The sequence below is a fragment of the Jeongeupia sp. HS-3 genome (assembly GCF_015140455.1).
GTDB lineage: Bacteria > Pseudomonadota > Gammaproteobacteria > Burkholderiales > Chitinibacteraceae > Jeongeupia.
In genome coordinates this window covers 2,196,591-2,215,221 of the sequence record NZ_AP024094.1, presented here as the reverse complement: position 1 = coordinate 2,215,221, position 18,631 = coordinate 2,196,591, and the positions used below count along the sequence as shown (strand labels likewise).

Below are 18,631 nucleotides of genomic sequence, written 5' to 3'. Positions count from 1 at the left end.
CGCCGCTCTGCGGCGCTTTTGCTTGGAATGGATCATGGATAACCAACACTATATGCGGCGTATCCGCAGCTTCGTGCTGCGTCAGGGCCACCTCTCGGTCGGGCAGGAGCGCGCACTGGCCGAGTTCGGCCCGCAGTTCTGCCTCCCCTACGCCGCCGAACCGCTCGATCTGGATGCCGCCTTCGGCCGCGCCGCGCCGCGTGTACTGGAAATCGGTTTCGGCATGGGCCAGGCAACCGCCGAGATTGCCGCCGGCCGCAGCGACACCGATTTCCTCGGCGTCGAAGTGCATACACCCGGCGTCGGCAGTCTGCTGAAGCTGATCGGCGAGCAGGGCATCGGCAACATCCGCATCGTGCAGCATGACGCGGTCGAGGTGCTGGAGAACATGCTCACGCCCGATTGCCTCGACGGCGTGCATATCTACTTCCCCGATCCGTGGCACAAAAAGCGCCACAACAAGCGCCGCCTGGTGCAGCAGGATTTCCTCAAACTGCTGGTGTCGCGGATCAAGCCGGGTGGTTATCTGCATCTGGCGACCGACTGGGAAGACTATGCGATCCAGATGCTCGAGGTGCTGTCCGCCGAGCCGCAGATCGAAAACACCGCCGACGGCTATGCGCCACGCCCGGATTACCGGCCGCTGACCAAGTTCGAGAACCGTGGCATCAAGCTCGGCCACGGCGTCTGGGATCTGCTGTTCCGCCGCAAGGCCGGCTAAGCGGCTAGACTCGCAGCATCCCGTTAAGGAAATCGCCATGTCTCTTGCCCGATGTGCTGCCGTGCTGGTTCTGCTGCATGGCGCGGCGCAGGCCGCCGATGAGGTGGTGGTGGTCACGCCGCTTGATGGTGCCCAGCTGGCAGGCCAGACGACCGGGCAGGCGGCCGATGCCGAGCTCGTCCCGACATCGCCGGTGGCCTCGGCCGCGCCGGCGGAGCCCAAGCCCAAACCGGCTGCGGTGCGCGCGTTCAAGCGTACCGTCTTGGTTACGCCTTTTGTGGTGCGCATGCCGGGGCAGATTGCCGACATGCCGCAGTTTCTCGAAGGCACGCAGGATATCCTGCGGCGGCGCCTCGATATCGGCGGCCGGCTGATCGCACGAACCGCGCCGGGTGAAGGCGCTTTTGCCCTGCAGCCGGGCAGCATTGATGTGCAATGGCGACCGGAGCGGGTGCGCGAACTGGCGCGGCGTTTCGGCACCCAGTTCGTCGTTGGCGGCGTGGTTGACGACGCTTCGACCGAAGGCGAGCGCTACATGCCGACCGCCGGTCGCAGCCTGAAGCCGGGCGAACGCAAAGTGTCGGTTGAATTGCCCATCGTCGATTTCTTCGGCCTCGGCCTCAAGGCCAGACCGGCGGCCCGGCATTTCGACGCGACGCTGTATTTGTTCGACGGCGTATCGGGCGCGCTGATCGGCCGCTATCCGCTGCAGAGCATGGCCAGCGGTGACGTGCTCGGCGACCCGCGTCAGGCGGTGGCCGGTGCCGGCTTTACCGGTGGCGATTACGGTGCGGTCGTCGCGAGCCAGCTTGGCGCGGTGGCCGACGTGCTGGCGGAAAAAATCCGCTGCCAGCCGTTCTCGGCCCGCGTGGTCGGTCTGTCACGCGGTCAGGTCGTACTCGACGCCGGCACCGCCAGTGGCCTGCGTCCGGGTGACACTCTGCAGCTTTACCGGCTGCGCAACGGCGTGCTGCCGGTCGATAGCCTCAACCTCGATCCGGCCCAGCGCCTGGGCATGATCGAAGACCGCGATGGCGTGCTGACGGTGGCGCAAATCCAGCCGTTGATCTCGCTGGCCACGATGCACGGTCAACAGCCGGAAGTCGGCGACTATGCGCGTTGGGACGGCGCAGAACACTGAGCGGTGCCGAAAGTCATCGCGACTGCGCACCGGTCGCTTACTTGCAGGCGATTTCCTGCAACTGCGCACCGCGTAGCTGAGCGCTGGCCTTCTGCAGCTTCTGCAACTGCTCCGGTGTGGTTCTGGCGATGGTGAAGCTGGTCGGCTTCAACCCGTCGTCACGCTCGCGCACCACGGCCGAGCGCACGCCCTTGGCCTGCAGTTGCGCCAGCCGGCGCTCGCCGGCTTCTTTGGTCGAGAACACGCCGAGCGAGATGGCGTTCTGCCAGCGTTTGCCGTCGTTGACGACCAGGTAATCATCAACCCCCAGTTCGGCCAGTTGTTCGGCTTTTTTCTTGGCCGTATCCAGATCGGCCAGCGGCGGGATATACACCCAGACGCGCGAATTTTCGCCGCTGCTGTGCTCTTGCGCGGACAGACCCAGTAGCTTGAGCCTGGCTCTGGCGCTATCGATATCGGCACCACTAAGCCCGGCCCAGCGCAGGCAAACGCCGGCGGTCTCGGCCTGCGCCTGCGGCTTTGGCGTGGGTGTCGGTGTCGGGCGCGGTGTGGGGCTGGGCTGGGGCGCGGGTGTTGCCTCGGGCCCGGATGCAGCCAGCGGTATCGGGGTGGGGGTCGGGGTATTGGCGACGCCGGCAAGATTGATCGTTTGCACCTGGCTGGCGGCGATTTCGGGCAAGCGTGCCTCGCCGCTACCGCGCTCGGGCATCAGCCGGGTATAGCCGAAGAACAGCAGGTTGAGTGCCAGCAGCGTTGCCAAAAACCATTTCATCGTACGAGTGTCCGTGTGCGGTGGCGCTCAGGCGAAAGCCAGTGCTGCCAAACCGTGAAGCACGAGATTATCTACAAGCGTTGCCGGCGTGTTAAGCAGCGATGTCAGTTGTGCAGCATCGCCGCCTGCAAGCAACAGTATGGGGGTTTCGCCGCGCGCGGCCAGCCGGGTCACCATCGCGTCGATGCTGGCCGCCAGCGCGGTGCGGATGCCGGTTTCGATCGCGTCTTCGGTCGATGTGGGGTAATCGTGGATGCTGCCGGCCGCATCGGGCAAGCGGGCGGTGCCGGTGGCAAGTGCGCGCTTCATCAGCCGGTAGCCGGGGATGATCATGCCGCCGAGAAAGAGGCCGTCGGCGGTGAGTGCGTCTATGGTCAGCGCGGTGCCGGCGCTGGCGATGACCAGTGCTTCGGCGGGAAACAGCGCGCGCGCCCCGAGCACGGCGGCCCAGCGATCCGGGCCTTGCTGTTCAAGCCGGCGGTAGCGGTTTTCCACGCCCAGTGCCTGGCGTGATGGCGACAGCCAGTCAATCGTTTGACCCCAGTGCGCCAGGGCGAAGGCGTCGATCTGCTCGCGCAGTGCCGGGGCGGCCACGCAAGCGCCGTGAACCGAGGCCGGGGTGGGGAGATCGCGCCAGGCGGCGAAGGCGGTGTCGAGCCGGTCGTGCGCGGCGTTGTTGTGCGCCAGCCAGTCGCCGGGTGCATCGGCCGTCGCCCATTTGAGCCGGGTATTGCCTAGGTCGATAAACAGTTTGATGGCCATCGCGATCAGCTCCGCGCCCGGCGCAGGCTCAAATCGCCGGTGTGGATGATGGCTTCGCCGCGCTCGGTGGCCAGCCGTAGCGCGCCATCGTCGGTCAGCCCGGCCAGACGGCCGCCGCGGCGGCTGCCGTCGGGCGATACCAGCTCGACCGCCATATCGCTCCATGCGCTCAGTGCTTCCCAGCGCGGCTTGAACGGCGCAAAGCCGGCGCGGGTGAAGTGTTCGAGGCCGGCTTCCAGCGCGGTCAGCAGTTGCGCCAGCAAGGCATTTCGCCCCAGCGCCAAGCCGTGGCTGGCCAGACCGGTGCTGGCCTGGTCGGCGATATTGTCCGGGGCGTGCAGGTTCAGGCCGATGCCGATCACCGCATCGGTCGGGCCCATCGCATCCCCGGAGATTTCAATCAGAATGCCGCCGACCTTGGCGCCGTCGAGCAGCAGATCGTTGGGCCACTTCAGCCCGATGCCGGCGACCCCGGCCGCGGCAAGCGTTTCGGCAACGATGGCGCCGACGGCGAGCGACAGCCCGGACAAACCGGCGGTGCCGCGCTCGAAGCGCCACGCCAGCGAAAACAGCAGGCTGCCCCCAAGCTGACCCAGCCAGCGCCGGCCGAGCCGGCCGCGACCGCCATCCTGCCACTCGGCCACCAGTGCCTTGCCGTGCGCGGGCGCGGCCAGCAACTGGCGGTTGGTTGAATCGGTACGGGTGATCACCTGCAGGGCTACATGGCTGCGGTGTGCCATGCCGGCCTGAATGGCCTTGGCATCGAGCCATTCGATCGGCGTTTCCAGCCGGTAGCCGGCGCCGGTGCGTCGCGTCAGCTTGACGCCATAATCCTCGGCGGCGCCGAGCGCGGTCGAGACGCTGGCGCGCGAGACGCCGAGCGCGCCGGCGATATCGGCGCCCGAGGTGAAGCGATCGGCGCTGAGGAACTGCAGACAGGTAAGGGTATCGGCCATGGCGGCCATTCTAGCAGCCACCGGCTACGCTGGATTCCGCGCTGAATCAGAGCGTTTCGATGGTGTGGTTCTGGTTGGTGTAAATGCACAGCTCACCGGCGATTTCGAGCGACTTCTTCACCACCACATCGGCCGGCAGATCGGTATTGAGGAACAGCGCGCGCGCGGCCGATTCGGCGTAGGCGCCGCCCGAACCGATCGCGGCGATGCCTTCCTCGGGCTCGAGCACGTCACCGTTGCCGGTGATCACCAGGGTCTGGGTCTTGTCGGCGACGATCAGCATCGCCTCGAGCCGGCGCAACATCCGGTCGGTACGCCAGTCCTTGGCCAGTTCGACCGCGGCGCGGGTCAGCTGGCCCTGATGTTTTTCCAGCTTGGCCTCGAAGCGTTCCATCAGCGTGAAGGCATCGGCGGTGCCGCCGGCGAAGCCGACGATGACGCGGTCGTTGTAAAGCTTGCGCACCTTGCGGGCTGTGCCCTTGATGACGATATTGCCGAGCGTGACCTGACCATCGCCGCCAACCGCGACGTTTTCGCCGCGCCTTACCGATACGATCGTGGTGCCGTCAAATTGCTGCATGCTGTGTCCCGCCCGCTAAATGGATTGATCAAACGAACATGGGGCCCGACGGGCCCCAGTTCAAGATGCGCTGCATTGCGACTATTGCCGGCTGATGCTGACCAGATCGGCGATCCCCATCAGCCGCATCAGTCCGAGTACCAGCTCGTTGACGCGCGTGAATGCCGGCGCATGGCCGCTGGAGAGCAGCTCCATCGTCAGATTCAGCAACTGGCCACCGGTTTCAAAGTCGACCCGCGACACCGCGGCGAAATCGAGCGTCGGCTTGCCGTGCTGGCGAACGAACTCGCGCATCTGGTTCAGTACCAGCGGCGCGCCATCGATCAGTATGCCGCTGATGATCAGCCGGTCCGGCATCGTTGGCGACGGGGTTGGGGCTTGCGCGGCGGCTTGCGGTGCGCTTTTGGGCGGTGCTTGCCGGGGCACCAGCCTGTCGTCCCACGACGGTGGCGAAACTTCAAAGGTAATCGCGTAGTCGATGGCGATATTTTCAAAGCGCTCGGCTTCGCCGGTTGCCTGCATCAGTTCGATCAACAGCAGCCAGAACGGTGCTTCGGCGGGCAGGCGCCGGCCGGTTTCGATCCGCGATTGCAGCAGTGCGGCAAAACTGGCGACGCCCAAGGGCTGCAGCGTCGCGCCCTGTTTGCGCGTGCGTGGCCACAGCGACAACAGTTCGGCTGCCGCGAACGGGTCGATTTCGCTGACCTTGGAGAAATCCAGTCGCACGGTATTGCCGGATTTACAGACGTCGATCAGTCGATCGAGTTCGCGCTCGAAGCTGTTGGCATTCAGTTGCGCCGGCAGTGCGATATAGCTGCCAGCTTGCGCCGGAGCGGCGTCCGGTGCGGTGGTATTGCCGCGCCACAACGGGGGCGAGATCTCGAACTCGAGCACATAGGCGAGCGCCAGATCATCGAAGGCCTTGCGGTCGCCCGCCTGCTGATAGAGCTCGAACAGCATCAGCCAGCTTTCGGTCCGGCGCTGGCCGCCGATCGCCGGAATATGCGCGGCCAAAGCCCTGATGGCCAGGGCGATCTGGCCATTGGCGTGCAGCACCACGGCCTCTTCTTCGGCCGGGCTCAGGTGCGAGGCGGTTTCTTCGACTTCGATCGACAATTCGCTGAGGTTGTATGCCTCGGGCGCTGGTGCATCGCTGCGCGCGGGAATGGGCGCGGCGGCCGGCTCAAGTGGCCGGGCTATCGTGTTTGGCGCCTTGCCTTGCTGCGTGGCAGGCCCGGCGTTGTCCGGGATGACGTCTTTCTTGCGGAATAAGGAGAACACCACGGCTCGAATTCTTTTGACGGCTGGCTGGAGTCTCGATTTTAAGCGCTTGCTTGCCCGAATCAAAGCACGGGATCAAGCGGAGGAAGCCGAATCGGTTTGATGCGTTTGGCAAGCTAGAATACGGGGAGTAGACAAACGGCGGGGCAAGGTCATGAACTCGGTAGCAATACGGCAGCGGCTTTCGGCAGCGCTGGGTGGCGGACGCTTGCGCAAGATCGCGCTGGGCCTGCTGATTGCCGTGATTCTGATCGCCGGGCTGGGCGCCGGCCTGCTGCCGTGGCTGGCGCGACCCAAGCTCGAATCGGCCTTGTCGCAGGCTTTGGGCGGCAGGCAGGTGCAGATCGGCGCGCTGGCGATCAATCCGTTCACGCTGACCGCGCGTATCGATGATTTTCGCGTGCTCGAAGCTGGCAAGCCGGTGCTGGCGTTCAAGCAGGTGCGCGCCAATGCCACGCTCAAGTCGATCTGGCGGCTGGCACCGGTGCTTGAATCGCTCGAGCTGGATCAGCCGTATTTCCGGCTCGTTCGCCTCGGCGAAAACCGCTACAACATCACCGACCTGATCGACAAGGCCCGCGCCGCGCCGCCGTCCGAGGGCGAGCCGCAGCGGTTTGCGGTGTACAACATCCGCGTCAACGGCGGGCGCATCGATTTCGATGACCAGTTGCTGAAACAGCAACATCGCGTCGATGCGATCGATGTCGCCGTGCCGTTCATCTCCAATCTGCCGGTGTTTATTGATACCGAAGTGCTGCCGGCGCTGTCGCTCAAGCTCGATGGTGCGCCGTTCAAGCTCTCCGGCGAAACCAAGCCGTTTGAGGATCGGCGCGAAACGCGTTTCGATCTGAAGTGGAAGGCGCTGGAGCTGGCGCGTTACTGGGATTACGTGCCGGCCAAGCTGAATTTCGCGCTGACTGCGGGCACGCTGGCCAGCGATCTGCAACTGGTGTTCAGCCAGGGCAAGACCCAAACGCTGCGGCTGGATGGCAAGCTCGGCCTCAATGGCCTGAAGCTGGTCGAGCAGGGCGGGCAGCCACTGCTGTCGGTGGCGTCGATCAAGGCCGAGGCGGCGCAGGTCGAACCGCTGGCGGGCATCTACAAGCTCAAGACGCTGACCGTGGCGTCGCCGACGCTGGCGCTGAGCCGCAATGCCGCCGGTGTCTTCAGCTGGCAGCAACTGCTGCCGGCAACCGCGCCTGCATCAAAGCTCACGGCTTCGGCGATTGCCTCGGCGCCCGCAGGCAAGCCGGCCGCCAAGGAGGCGCCGAATTACAACATCGCCCGCTTCGAGCTGAACGACGGCCGCATCGACTGGCACGACGCAGCGGTCAGTCCGGCAACGTCGCTATCGCTGACCGGGATGACCCTGCACGCCGACCAGCTTGGCAGTGACGCCAAACAGCCCGCGAAGCTGACCTTCGCCGCCAATGGCAGCCACGGCGAACTGCTGAGCGCGACCTCGGCGCTGACGCTGGCACCGCTGGCGGCGAACGGGACGTTCAAGCTCGAAGCCCTGCCGTTCGTCGATTACCTGCCTTACTACCGTGCCTACACGCATGCGCAACCCGAAGCCGGCACGCTGGGGGTATCGGGCAACTACCGCTTCGCCACCGAAGACGGTGCCCCGGCATTCGGGATCGACGACGGCGCGCTGCATATCGAAGGCTTTCGCTCGGCGCTTAACAAACAGCGGGTGATCGAGATCGGCACGCTCGACGCCAGCGGTGCCGCTTACGACAGCCGTGACAATACGCTCAAGCTGGCCGCGTTCAGCGTCGATGGCGGCACGACCCGGCTGGTGCGCCAGGCCGACGGCAAGCTCAACCTGCAGAATCTGGCCAAGACCGCCGAAGTGGCGACCGACAAGGGCGCGTCGCGTCGCGCCGCCAAGGCGGACAAACCGTTCCGGGTCGTCCTCGACAGCATTGCGCTGAAGAACCTCAAACTCAGCTTTGAAGACCAGACGCTGGAAAAACCGGTGCCGCTGGTGTTCGATCGCATCAATCTGGATGCGGGGCCGTTTGCCTGGCCCGATGTGGTGACGACGAATCTGAAACTGGCGGCGCGCAACGGTCAGGGCAGTCTGGCGACCCAGGGTTCGCTCAAGCTGCTGCCCTTGTCGGGCAAGCTCAAGGTCGACGCGCGCAGCCTGGATGCCGCACCGGCGCAGCCGTACTTCGCGTATTACCTGAACATCAACCTCGTCAGCGGCCGGGTCTCGGCGAAGGGCGATCTCGAGTTCGACACCGGTTCGGGTTTCAAGGGCCGCTACCGTGGCAACGCCGGTCTGGCCAAGCTGCATGCAATCGATCGCGGAACCGGCGAGGATCTGCTGCGCTGGAACAATCTGGCGCTGTCCGGCGTCGATACGCGCTTTGATCCGCTGAACATCGCGGTGCGTGACGTCAACCTCAGCGATTACTACGCTCGGCTGGTGCTGACCGAGAAAGGCCAGCTCAACCTCAAGGACATCGCCGCCGGTGATGCAACCGGCGCAGTGCCCGATCAAGCCGTCGCCAACGCCAGGGCCAGCGACACAAAAACCGTCGCCGGCACCCGCGTACGCGAGGCCTCGTTGCCGGCTGCTGCGGCCAAGCCGGTGACGCCGCTGCGAATCGACAAGGTGACGCTGGCGCGCGGGCGGATCAACTACACCGACCTCTTCATCAAGCCGAACTACACCGCCAACCTGACCGACATGGGCGGCACGATCACCGGGCTGTCGTCGGTCGACGATACCCGCGCCAAGCTCGACATCAAGGGCAATGTCGACAAGATCGCGCCGGTAACGATTGCAGGCGAACTGAACCCGCTGGCGAAGAAACGCTATATCGACATCAAGGCCGGCGTGAAGGGCTACGAATTGTCGGCGGCATCGACCTACTCGGCCAAGTACGCCGGCTACGGGATCGAGAAGGGCAAGCTGTCGATGGACGTGCATTACAAGATCGACGACAACAAGCTCAAGGCCGAAAACAAGTTGCTGCTCGACCAGCTCACACTCGGCGACAAGGTCGACAGCCCGCAGGCGACCAAGCTGCCGGTGAAGTTCGCACTCTCGCTGCTCACCGACCGGCGCGGCCAGATCAACGTCAACCTGCCGATTGCCGGCTCGCTCGACGATCCGGATTTCAGCGTCGGCGGGCTGGTCGTCCAGGTGATCGTCAACCTGCTGGAAAAGGCCGTCACCGCGCCGTTCGATCTGATCGCCTCGGCCTTCGGCGGCGGGCCCAGCCTGTCTTACGTCGGCTTTGCGCCAGGTTCGGCGCGGCTGGAGCCGGCGGCCCAAGAGGGCATCGCCAAGTTGTCGCAGGCGCTGCAGGATAGACCGGCGCTGAAGCTGGAAATCACCGGTTGGGTCGATCGTGACGCCGATGTGCCCGGCCTGCGCGAACGCGCGATCCGGCAGAAAATGCGCGCGCTCAAGGCCAAGGATGCGTCGCAAGGCGTTGAATCGACCGAGGAGATCAAGATCAGCGCCGCCGAACGCCCCGATCTGCTCAAACGGGTGTACAAGTCGGCCGACATCAAGAAGCCGACCAATGCGATCGGCCTGTCCAAATCGCTGCCGACCGAGGAAATGGAGAAAATCCTGCTGGCCGAGTTGCCGGTGTCCGATATCGACCTCGCCCAGTTGGGCGACCGGCGCGCGCGCGGCGTCAAGGATGCGCTGCTGGCGGCCGGGGTGCCCGAAGACCGGCTGTTCCTGACCCGCACCAAGCTCGATGCTTCGGCCCGCGATGGCGAGAAAGACAAGGGGCCGAGCACGCGGGCGCAATTCAAACTGCAATAGTGCCGGGTCCGGCGCTTGATCCGGGCCGGTGCGCAATGCGGCGTTTCGTGGCAGGGTAGCGGTTTTCAATACGGAGTCCGGCCATGACGCTACGCGACCGGCTCTCCGTCCTGTCGATCTCGCAGGACGGGCGCTTCGTCAAACTGCTGATCGCGCTGTTGCTGGGCTACGGCCTGCCGACGCTGTTCGGCGCCAAACCGTATATCGCCGAAACGATGGCGTCGTCGGCCTGGCTGTCGCTCGGGCTGGGGCCGTCGATCGAGACGTCGAAGAAGTACTTTCTGCAGCGGTCGATGGCCAATCTGGTGCCGATCCCGATCGGCTTTGCGCTGTACCCGCTGGTACCCGAGCCGATGGCGATCATCGTGCTGGTCGCCATCGTCATGTTCATGCTGGTGAAGCGCTTCCCGGATGCGTTCCGGCTGACCAGCATGGGCATCGCCATCTGCCTCGTCGCCGGTTTCGGCCGCGATCTGGCGGCGGCGGAGGGGCGGATGTTCGCGGTTGCCGTCGGCATGGCGATCGGATTCGTCGTCGAGCTGCTGGTGCTGCCGCCCGATCAGGGCTACCGCTTTCACCAGCTGGCGCATCGCGGCAGCGCGCAGCTGGCGGCGCTGTTCGAGGCCGTGGTTGCAACGCGTTCGCTCGCCAGCCTGACGCCGGCCTGCCTCGAGCCGTTGACGCAATCGCAGCTCGAAACCCGTGCGCAGCTGGCCAACTTTCGCGCCGACTACGGCCCGCGTGGCCGGCGCCATTTGCGCCGTTATGGCGGCGAGGTGGCGCTGTTCGAACACCGGCTGGCACTGATCGACAGCGGTACCGCGCTATTGCGCAAACTCGGCGATAGCCGCGCGCTGTTCGACCTGCTCGAACCGACGTTTCAGGCGCACGTGTTTGCGCACCTGGCGCAGATCAACGAGGTGCACCAGCAACTGGCGGCCTACTTCGAGCACCGCCGCGCCGAACCGCCGGCGCACGCCTACCTCGATGCGCCGTACACGCCGGCCGACAGCGCCAACCCGTACAACATGGTGCTGCAGGGCGCGCTGATGGAGCACCAGCGGCTGCTGGTGAAGAGCGTCGAGGCGATCCGCGCGCTGACTACAGTGTCAGCTGAATCCCCGGCAACTCCGCAGCGCTGACCTCGCGGACGATGTCGACGAAATCGCGCAGATAGGCCGCGTCGGCGCGATCCTGCGGCATTGCCGCGAACAGCCTGGCGGTCAGCCCCTGCGCGGTGATCGGCTTGGCGGCGATATAGCCGCGATCGAGGTAATGCTGGACGCTCCAGCGCGGCAGTGCGGCGATGCCGCGGCGGCTGGCGACGAGTTGCAGCATCGCCACCGTCAGTTCGGTGGTACGGCGCTTCGGATTCACGCCGGCCGGTTTGAGCACCTGCCGCACCAGATCGAGCATTTCGTCGGGCACCGGGTAGGTGATCAGCGTTTCATCGGCAAAATCGGCGGCATCGAGCCACGGCTTGGCGGCGAGCGGGTGCTCGTGCGCCAGCAGCGCGACCATGTCGTACGAGAACAGCGGCGCATAGCTGATGCGGGCCTCGGCGTCGGTATCCGACACGATCGCCAGATCGGCGCGGTCGTCGTGCAACAGCCCGACCGGATCGGCATGAAAGCCCGAAACGATATCGAGCTCGACCTCGGGCCAGCGGCCGCGGAAGGTATCCATCGCCGGCATCAGCCAGTCGAAACAGGTGTGGCATTCGACCGCGATGCGCAGGCTGCCGGCTTCGCCTTCGCGCAGCTTGGCGATATCGCGTTCGGTGCCGGCGATGTGCGGCAGCACGCTGTCGGCCAGCGCCACCAGCTTGTCGCCGGCCGGGGTGAGTTTCAGCGGCGCCGATTTGCGCGCGAACAGCGGCATCGCATAGTGCTCCTCCAGCTGGCGCAACTGGTGCGACAGCGCCGACTGGGTCAGATGCAGCCGTTCGGCCGCGCGGGTCAGGCTGCCGGCGTCGCGGATGGCGACCAGCGTTCGCAAGTGGCGCAGCTCCAGAATCGATTGCATGAGCGATTTTCACAGTTTGTCTGAAAATAATGAGTTTGAATCATATGGACGTGGCTTGCATCATGCAAGTCAAATTCATGGAAAAGGACTGATTCAATGACTATTGCTCATGCTCTGGGCTTCCCCCGTATCGGCGCACAGCGCGAACTGAAATTTGCCGTCGAGGCCTTCTGGCGTGGCGAAGCCTCCGAGGCCGAGCTGTCCGCCGTCGGCAGCACCCTGCGCCGCCGTCACTGGGCATGGCAGAAGGAAGCCGGCCTCGATGTCGTCGCCGTCGGCGATTTCGCCTGGTACGACCAGATGCTCAATACCGCCGCGCTGCTCGGTGCCTTGCCGGGCCGTTTCGGCTTCGACGCCAAGGCGCTGTCGCTGAAGCAGTACTTCGAGCTGGGTCGCGGCAACGCCGGCCAGCCGGCGATGGAAATGACCAAGTGGTTCGATACCAACTACCACTACATCGTCCCCGAACTCGATGCCGCGACGGCGTTCGATGGCGGTGTCGACTGGCTGTTCTATGAAATCGACGAAGCGCGCTCGCAAGGCCATGCCGTCAAGCCGGTGCTGGTCGGCCCGCTGACCTTCCTTTACCTGTCGAAGACCAAATCGGCCGGCTTCGACAAGCTCGACCTCGTGAACAAGATCGTGCCGGCCTACCGCCGCATCCTCGAGAAGCTCGCCGCGCGTGGCATCGAATGGGTGCAAATCGACGAGCCGATTCTGGCGCTGGAACTGTCCGCCGACTGGCAGGCCGCGTTCGCGCCGGTCTACCGCGAGCTCGGTGCCGCCGGCGTCAAGCTGCTGCTGGCGACCTACTTCGACAGCGTGGTCGAGCATTCGGCGCTGATCAACGCGCTGCCGGTCGCCGGCGTGCATATCGATCTCGTACGCGCACCGGCTCAGCTCGATGCACTGCTGCCGGGCTGGCCGGCTGACAAGATCCTCAGCGCCGGCGTGATCGACGGCCGCAACATCTGGGCGGCCGATCTGTCGGCCAAGCTGGGCCAGCTCGAAGCCGCCAAGGCCAGATTGGGCGACAAGCTGTGGGTAGCGTCGAGCTGCTCGCTGCTGCACAGCCCGGTCGATCTGGATTCGGAAGACCAGCTCGATGCCGAACTGAAGTCATGGCTGGCCTTCGCCAAGCAGAAGCTCGGCGAAATTGCCGTGCTGAAGCGCGCACTGGAATCGGGCCGCGACGCCGTTGCCGCCGAACTGGCCGCCAGCGACGCCGCGGCGCGCAGCCGCGCTACGTCCAGGCGCATCCACAATGCCGCAGTCGGCACCCGTCTGGCCGGCCTGAGCGATGCCGACTCGGCCCGCAGCAATGCGTACGAGCAGCGCGCCGCCGCGCAGCGCGCATGGCTCAAGCTGCCGCTGCTGCCGACGACGACGATCGGCTCGTTCCCGCAAACCAAGGATATCCGCGCCGCCCGCGCCGCCTTCAAGCGCGGCGAATTGGCCGAAGCCAACTACGTGGCGGCGATGCAGGCCGAAATCCGCCTTGCGGTCGAAAAGCAGGAAGCGCTGGGTCTGGATGTGCCGGTGCACGGCGAAGCCGAGCGCAACGACATGGTCGAGTACTTCGGCGAGCAGCTGGCCGGCTTTGCCTTCACCCGCTTCGGCTGGGTGCAGAGCTACGGCAGCCGCTGCGTGAAGCCGCCGGTGATTTTCGGCGACGTGTCGCGCCCGACGCCGATGACCGTCGAGTGGAGCCGCTATGCGCAATCGCTGACCGCCAAGCCGATGAAGGGCATGCTGACCGGCCCGGTGACGATCCTGCAATGGTCGTTCGTCCGTGACGACCAGCCGCGCCGCGATACCGCGCTGCAGATCGCCTTGGCGATCCGTGACGAGGTCGTCGACCTCGAAGCCGCCGGCATCAAGGTGATCCAGATCGACGAACCGGCGTTCCGCGAAGGCCTGCCGCTCAAGCGCAGCGACTGGGATGCGTATCTGGAATGGGCCGGCCGCGCGTTCCGCGTTTCGGCGTCGGGCGTGGTCGACAGCACGCAGATCCACACCCACATGTGCTACTCGGAGTTCAACGACATCCTGCCGGCGATTGCCGCAATGGACGCCGACGTGATCACGATCGAAACCAGCCGCTCGGACATGGAGCTTTTGGAAGCGTTTGGCGAATTCGCCTACCCGAACGAGATCGGCCCGGGTGTGTACGACATCCACAGCCCGCGCGTGCCGCCGGTGGACGAGATGCTGCGGCTGATCGCCAAGGCGCTCGACGTCGTCCCGGCCGAGCGGCTGTGGATCAACCCCGATTGCGGCCTGAAGACCCGCGGCTGGCCGGAAACCGAAGCCGCGCTGGCGAACATGCTGGCCGCGACGCGTGAAGCCCGTGCGGCGATCGCCGAAGGGCGCAAGCTGGTGGTTGCAGCCGGCTCGGCGTACAAGGCGCACGCGCATAGCGGCGATTGCGGTTGCAATGGTTGATTGCACTTTGCGCTGAAAAAAGCCGCCCTCGGGCGGCTTTTTCTATGGCTGGGGCTATTTGCTGGTTGCGGCGATCGCGCTGAAATCGAGGTTGGCCGGGGCTTCATGCAGCTGTTTTGCCCACATGCCGGTCTCCATGACGTCAGTGCTGACGATATCCAGCGTAAAGCCGCTGGCCCACGCTGTACCGGTGCCATTGACGAAGAAGCCGAAGCTGATGTGCGCAGCCTCATCCGGAACGTGCAGAACGATCTCTGCTGACATCCAGTCACGCGTACCGCGCAGCGCCCTGTCGTCCATGTTGTCGAAACGGATGGCACGGGTAGTCTGGCTGTCGATTCTTAGCCACATCTGCGCCGAGTCCGCTTCATCGCTGCGCAGCTGGGCTCGTAAGCGCAAGCGCATGCCGCGGTAGGCATCGGCCTTGACCATCTGCATCAGCGTGCCGAAGCCCGGATTGTTTTTGTAAAACTTGCCAGCTTCGCCGCTCAGCGTGCAGCGGATCACCGCCGGGTGCTGGCCGTGATGGCGGATGGTTTCGTCGATTCCCATCGTATAGAGATCGGGTCGTGAACCGGCCTTGCTCCAGCCCGCGGGCAGGGGAAGATTTTCCGCTACAGGTTGCGATTGCTCGACTTCGAGCCGCGCAGCCAGCACATTCCAGTTGTTGCATTCAAACAGCCGGGCGATCGCGTCGAGGCATTCGCCGTGACCGAGTTCGACATTTTTCTCGGCCAGCGCGTGGCGCAGCGATTTCGCCATCAATTTGGCGTCGCGATAGGTACGCATGGGGACATCCTTTGCATGGGGCGAGCGTCACGCGGTCGGTGCTTGCATTGCCGAAACGCTCGCGGATGCAAGGGATAGGAAAGAGGGGAGCGTGCATTCACCATACCCGAAGGGCGCAAGCGGCAGGCTGCACGGGCCTTTTGTAATCTTGTAATGATCAAGTCAGCGTGTCAATGCGCCGCTTCAAAGGCGGGATCAGGCGTTCCCGAGTCTGTTGGAGTAATCTCCCGGCCTCGGCTAAGCTTTTCAATACCTGAACAAAAAATCCCCCTTATGCAAGCGCCATGTTTCCCTGCTGACGAGGAACTGCGATTAGCCACGCTACGCAGCCTGCTGATTCTCGACACCGCGCCCGAAGAGCGTTTTGATAATCTGACGCGCGCTGCGGCGGGGTTTTTCCGGGTGGCGATCGCCGTGGTGAGCCTGATCGATGGGGACAGGCAGTGGTTCAAATCCGTTTGCGGGCTGGATGCGACCGAAACGTCGCGCGATGTGTCGTTCTGCGGGCACACGATCCTGCAGGATGAGCTGCTGGTGGTCGAGGACGCACTGCTCGATCCGCGCTTCAGCGACAACCCGCTGGTAACCGATGCGCCGTACATCCGTTTTTATGCCGGCGCGCCGCTGAAGGTTGGCAACGGTATGAATCTGGGCACGCTCTGCCTGATCGATCGCGAACCGCGCAAGCTCGAACCCTTCGAGCGCGAGATGCTGCTCGATATGGCACGGCTCGTGGCGGTCGAGCTGCAGCGACAGCCGGTGCTGCAATAACGGACACACAGGCTGTGTGCTTGCAAGCCGTGTTTCAGCGCGCGCCGTACACCATCTTGCGGGCAAAACCGCGCCGCAGCGGCCCGATCTGGTCGAGCGCCAACAGTCCGGCGCTGCGCACATGCTTGAGCAGCGGATTGGGCGAGTCGAACCAGCTGATCAGCCCATCGGTAAACAGCGTGACCCGGCCGGCATCCTTCTTTCTGAGGTCGGCGTAGCGCGCCAGCGTCGCCGGATCACCCGCTTGCGCTGCCGGTGTGATCGCCAGCAAGTCGGCCAGCGTGGCCGCGTCGCGCAGCCCGAGGTTAAGCCCCTGGCCGGCAACCGGATGCAGCGTTTGCGCGGCATTGCCGATCATGGCGATACGGCGGCCGACAACGCGATCGAGCGTTTTCAGTGCCAGCGGCCAGCTGGCGCGGTGGCCGACGCGCGTAAAACCGGCGATCCGGCCGGCGAAGCGTGCGCTGACCTGCGCCAGAAAGTCGGCATCGGATAGCGCCAGTTTTTCCTCGGCGCCTGCCGGCGTTTGTGTCCACACCAGCGTGTAATCGTCGCCGGTCGGCAGTAGCGCCAGCGGGCCGTCGTCGGCAAAGCGCTCGAAGGCGACGCCCAGATGCGGCTGGTTTGGCGTGATCCGCGCCAGGATCGCGTGCTGCTCATATGATTTGACGTGCTGGTTCACATCGTCGAGCTCGGCCAGCAGCTTGCCGCCGTCGGCGAGCACGACCAGATTGGCGGTTAGATAGCGGGTGCCGGTCGGCGTTGCCAGGCTCAAGCGCGCGTAGCGCGCCAGCCGGTCGACGCCGGTGACCGTGGTGCCGAGCGCCACGGCAGCCTTGCCGGTCTTGAGCTTATCGAGCGCCAGCGCTGCCAGTGCGGCATAGGGGACGACGTAACCGAGCGCTGGCAGGCCGATCTCGGCGCTGGATAGTTCGGTGCGGCCGAGCGTGCCGGCTTGCGAGATATGCACGCGGGTGATCGCGGTCGCGCCGAGGCTGTCGTCCCACAGCCCGACGCGGCCCAGCGCCTCGGTGCTTGCGTGCGACAGCGCCAGCGCGCGCGGGTCGGCCGGCGTGGTCACGCGCGCTTCGATCGCCAGCGCATTGATGCCGGTTTCGGCCAGCCGCAAGGCCAGCAGCGCGCCGACCGGGCCGCCGCCGACGATGGCGACGTCGACGTGTTCGGGCAGGCGTTCGGTCATCATCGCGCGGCCATCCAGTCTTCGATTTCGGCCACGCTGCGCGGGCAGTGGTCGGTGAGCAATTCAAAGCCGCTGTCGTTGATGACGATATTGTCCTCGATGCGGACGCCGATGTTCTCGAACTCGGCCGGCACGTTCTCGGCCGGTCGGATGTAAAAGCCCGGTTCGATCGTGTATGCCATGCCCGGTTCGAGCGTGCGCCATTGGCCCTTTTGCATGTAGGCGCCGGCGTCGTGCACATCGAGCCCGAGCCAGTGGCCGGTGCGGTGCATGTAGAACTGGCGGTAGCTGCCGGTCTCGAGCACTTCGTCGATCGAGCCCTTCAGCAGCTTCAGATCGAGCATGCCCTGCGCCAGCACGCGCGTGGCGGCATCGTGCACCGCGCCCCAGCTGTTGCCCGGGCGGGATTCGACCTGCGCGGCTTCGTGCGCGGCCAGCGTGATCTCGTAGACGGCCTTCTGCGCCGGGCTGAACCGGCCGTTGACCGGGAAGGTGCGGGTGATGTCGGATGCGTAGCCGCCGATTTCGCAACCGGCGTCGATCAGTACCAGCGCGCCGTCGTCGATGCGGGCGTTGTTCTCGATGTAGTGCAGCACACAGGCGTTGGCGCCGCCGGCGACGATGCTGGTGTACGCCGGGAAGCGGCTGCCCTGGCGGTAGTAATCGTGGAGGATTTCGGCCTCGAGTTCGTATTCAAAGATGCCCGGCCTGGCGAAACGCATCGCGCGCTTGTGCGCTTCGACGTTGATCCGCCCGGCACGGCGCATGATGTCCAGCTCGTGGGCGTCCTTGTGCAAACGCATCTCGTTGATCGCATCGCGCACTTCAACAATCTCGCCCGGCGCGGTAACGCCGGTGCGGGCCAGTGCGCGCACGCTGGCCAGCCAGGCACTGAGTTTGCCATCCCAGCCAGCCTGCTGGCCGAGCGGGAAGTACACGCGCGGCTGGTTCTTCATCAATTCGACGATGCGCTCGTCGAGCTCTTCGATCGGGTAGGCGGCGTCGAAGCCGAAGGCCTCGCGTGCGGCTGGTGGGCCGTAGCGATAGCCATCCCAGATTTCACGTTCGAGGTTTTTTTCGCGGCAGAACAGGATGGATTGCGGTGCATCGCCGGTGACGATGACCAGTACCGCCTCGGGTTCGGCAAAGCCGCTGAGGTAGTAAAAGCTCGAATCGAAACGGTAGGGGAAGGCGGTGTCGGCGTTGCGGTTCAGTTCCGGCGACGTCGGCAGGATCACGAGGCCGGGGGCCAGCTGGCTGGCCAGCGCGGCGCGGCGTTGAGCGTAGGGCTGCATGGGGCGCGTCCTGTTGGTGTTATCCGTCAATTATAAGGCCGGACCGGCCAGTGCGTGGCCGGCCGGTAGAACGCGCTGCGTCACGCGGGCATTTCA

The 18,631-nt window shown here is 65.1% G+C and carries 15 protein-coding genes; 6 read left to right on the top strand and 9 right to left on the bottom strand.

Annotated elements, in window-relative coordinates:
• Nucleotides 1–34: 34 nt before the first annotated feature.
• Entirely contained in the window at nt 35–721 is a 687-nt protein-coding gene (trmB, locus tag JLC71_RS10565; RefSeq protein WP_200915380.1) for a tRNA (guanosine(46)-N7)-methyltransferase TrmB, read from the top strand.
• Between the two features lie 37 nt (nt 722–758).
• On the top strand, nt 759–1,862 hold the full coding sequence (locus tag JLC71_RS10560) for a flagella assembly protein FlgT middle domain-containing protein (protein ID WP_200915379.1): 1,104 nt from the start codon (nt 759–761) through the stop codon (nt 1,860–1,862).
• Nucleotides 1,863–1,899: 37 nt separating this feature from the next.
• Here JLC71_RS10560 and JLC71_RS16650 read toward each other — a convergent pair whose 3' ends face one another.
• The 5 genes from JLC71_RS16650 to JLC71_RS10535 all read right to left on the bottom strand — a co-directional run bounded on the left by JLC71_RS16650 (nt 1,900) and on the right by JLC71_RS10535 (nt 6,213).
• Nucleotides 1,900–2,634 carry an SPOR domain-containing protein gene (locus JLC71_RS16650; protein WP_200915378.1) on the bottom strand — a complete coding sequence of 245 codons (735 nt, stop codon included), beginning with the start codon at nt 2,632–2,634 and terminating at the stop codon, nt 1,900–1,902.
• Between the two features lie 27 nt (nt 2,635–2,661).
• Complete coding sequence (locus JLC71_RS10550) at nt 2,662–3,396, bottom strand: type III pantothenate kinase (protein ID WP_200915377.1); 735 nt, start codon at nt 3,394–3,396, stop codon at nt 2,662–2,664.
• A gap of 5 nt (nt 3,397–3,401) precedes the next feature.
• Entirely contained in the window at nt 3,402–4,352 is a 951-nt protein-coding gene (locus tag JLC71_RS10545; RefSeq protein WP_200915376.1) for a biotin--[acetyl-CoA-carboxylase] ligase, read from the bottom strand.
• A 46-nt stretch (nt 4,353–4,398) separates the two neighbouring features.
• Nucleotides 4,399–4,932 carry an ATP-dependent protease subunit HslV gene (hslV, locus tag JLC71_RS10540; RefSeq protein ID WP_200915375.1) on the bottom strand — a complete coding sequence of 178 codons (534 nt, stop codon included), beginning with the start codon at nt 4,930–4,932 and terminating at the stop codon, nt 4,399–4,401.
• Between the two features lie 81 nt (nt 4,933–5,013).
• Nucleotides 5,014–6,213: an STAS domain-containing protein gene (locus tag JLC71_RS10535; protein WP_200915374.1), complete on the bottom strand. Its 1,200-nt coding sequence runs from the start codon at nt 6,211–6,213 to the stop codon at nt 5,014–5,016.
• 154 nt (nt 6,214–6,367) lie between these two features.
• Here JLC71_RS10535 and JLC71_RS10530 point away from each other — a divergent pair, with 154 nt between their 5' ends.
• A complete protein-coding gene (locus JLC71_RS10530; protein ID WP_200915373.1) occupies nt 6,368–10,009 on the top strand; it encodes a DUF748 domain-containing protein in 3,642 nt (1,213 codons plus the stop codon).
• Nucleotides 10,010–10,092: 83 nt separating this feature from the next.
• Complete coding sequence (locus JLC71_RS10525) at nt 10,093–11,151, top strand: FUSC family protein (RefSeq protein WP_200915372.1); 1,059 nt, start codon at nt 10,093–10,095, stop codon at nt 11,149–11,151.
• Here the strand turns inward: JLC71_RS10525 and JLC71_RS10520 are convergent.
• Nucleotides 11,111–12,034, bottom strand: a complete 924-nt coding sequence (locus tag JLC71_RS10520; RefSeq protein WP_200915371.1) for a LysR family transcriptional regulator — start codon at nt 12,032–12,034, stop codon at nt 11,111–11,113. The two genes, JLC71_RS10525 and JLC71_RS10520, sit on opposite strands and share 41 nt — an antisense overlap.
• A 96-nt stretch (nt 12,035–12,130) precedes the next feature.
• On the opposite strand from JLC71_RS10520, the gene metE reads away from it, so the two are divergent.
• Nucleotides 12,131–14,479: a 5-methyltetrahydropteroyltriglutamate--homocysteine S-methyltransferase gene (metE, locus tag JLC71_RS10515; RefSeq protein ID WP_200915370.1), complete on the top strand. Its 2,349-nt coding sequence runs from the start codon at nt 12,131–12,133 to the stop codon at nt 14,477–14,479.
• Nucleotides 14,480–14,533: 54 nt separating this feature from the next.
• Here metE and JLC71_RS10510 read toward each other — a convergent pair whose 3' ends face one another.
• Entirely contained in the window at nt 14,534–15,268 is a 735-nt protein-coding gene (locus JLC71_RS10510) for a glyoxalase superfamily protein (RefSeq protein WP_200915369.1), read from the bottom strand.
• Between the two features lie 273 nt (nt 15,269–15,541).
• On the opposite strand from JLC71_RS10510, the gene JLC71_RS16645 reads away from it, so the two are divergent.
• Nucleotides 15,542–16,039, top strand: coding sequence for a GAF domain-containing protein (locus tag JLC71_RS16645; RefSeq protein ID WP_200915368.1), 498 nt, complete (start codon nt 15,542–15,544; stop codon nt 16,037–16,039).
• Between the two features lie 34 nt (nt 16,040–16,073).
• Here JLC71_RS16645 and JLC71_RS10500 read toward each other — a convergent pair whose 3' ends face one another.
• Both JLC71_RS10500 and pepP read right to left on the bottom strand, forming a co-directional pair.
• Nucleotides 16,074–17,243, bottom strand: coding sequence for an FAD-dependent monooxygenase (locus JLC71_RS10500; RefSeq protein ID WP_236250862.1), 1,170 nt, complete (start codon nt 17,241–17,243; stop codon nt 16,074–16,076).
• Nucleotides 17,240–18,535, bottom strand: coding sequence for a Xaa-Pro aminopeptidase (gene pepP, locus JLC71_RS10495; protein WP_200915367.1), 1,296 nt, complete (start codon nt 18,533–18,535; stop codon nt 17,240–17,242). The genes JLC71_RS10500 and pepP overlap by 4 nt, the downstream gene beginning before the upstream one ends.
• Between the last annotated feature and the right edge of the window lie 96 nt (nt 18,536–18,631).

Excerpts from the sequence above, each read along its gene's own strand:
- trmB (WP_200915380.1), top strand. The coding sequence starts at position 35 with ATGGATAACCAACACTATATGCGGCGTATCCGCAGCTTCGTGCTGCGT.
- JLC71_RS10560 (WP_200915379.1), top strand. The coding sequence starts at position 759 with ATGTCTCTTGCCCGATGTGCTGCCGTGCTGGTTCTGCTGCATGGCGCG.
- JLC71_RS16650 (WP_200915378.1), bottom strand. The coding sequence starts at position 2,634 with ATGAAATGGTTTTTGGCAACGCTGCTGGCACTCAACCTGCTGTTCTTC.
- JLC71_RS10550 (WP_200915377.1), bottom strand. The coding sequence starts at position 3,396 with ATGGCCATCAAACTGTTTATCGACCTAGGCAATACCCGGCTCAAATGG.
- JLC71_RS10545 (WP_200915376.1), bottom strand. The coding sequence starts at position 4,352 with ATGGCCGATACCCTTACCTGTCTGCAGTTCCTCAGCGCCGATCGCTTC.
- hslV (WP_200915375.1), bottom strand. The coding sequence starts at position 4,932 with ATGCAGCAATTTGACGGCACCACGATCGTATCGGTAAGGCGCGGCGAA.
- JLC71_RS10530 (WP_200915373.1), top strand. The coding sequence starts at position 6,368 with ATGAACTCGGTAGCAATACGGCAGCGGCTTTCGGCAGCGCTGGGTGGC.
- JLC71_RS10525 (WP_200915372.1), top strand. The coding sequence starts at position 10,093 with ATGACGCTACGCGACCGGCTCTCCGTCCTGTCGATCTCGCAGGACGGG.
- JLC71_RS10520 (WP_200915371.1), bottom strand. The coding sequence starts at position 12,034 with ATGCAATCGATTCTGGAGCTGCGCCACTTGCGAACGCTGGTCGCCATC.
- metE (WP_200915370.1), top strand. The coding sequence starts at position 12,131 with ATGACTATTGCTCATGCTCTGGGCTTCCCCCGTATCGGCGCACAGCGC.
- JLC71_RS10510 (WP_200915369.1), bottom strand. The coding sequence starts at position 15,268 with ATGCGTACCTATCGCGACGCCAAATTGATGGCGAAATCGCTGCGCCAC.
- JLC71_RS16645 (WP_200915368.1), top strand. The coding sequence starts at position 15,542 with ATGCAAGCGCCATGTTTCCCTGCTGACGAGGAACTGCGATTAGCCACG.
- JLC71_RS10500 (WP_236250862.1), bottom strand. The coding sequence starts at position 17,243 with ATGATGACCGAACGCCTGCCCGAACACGTCGACGTCGCCATCGTCGGC.
- pepP (WP_200915367.1), bottom strand. The coding sequence starts at position 18,535 with ATGCAGCCCTACGCTCAACGCCGCGCCGCGCTGGCCAGCCAGCTGGCC.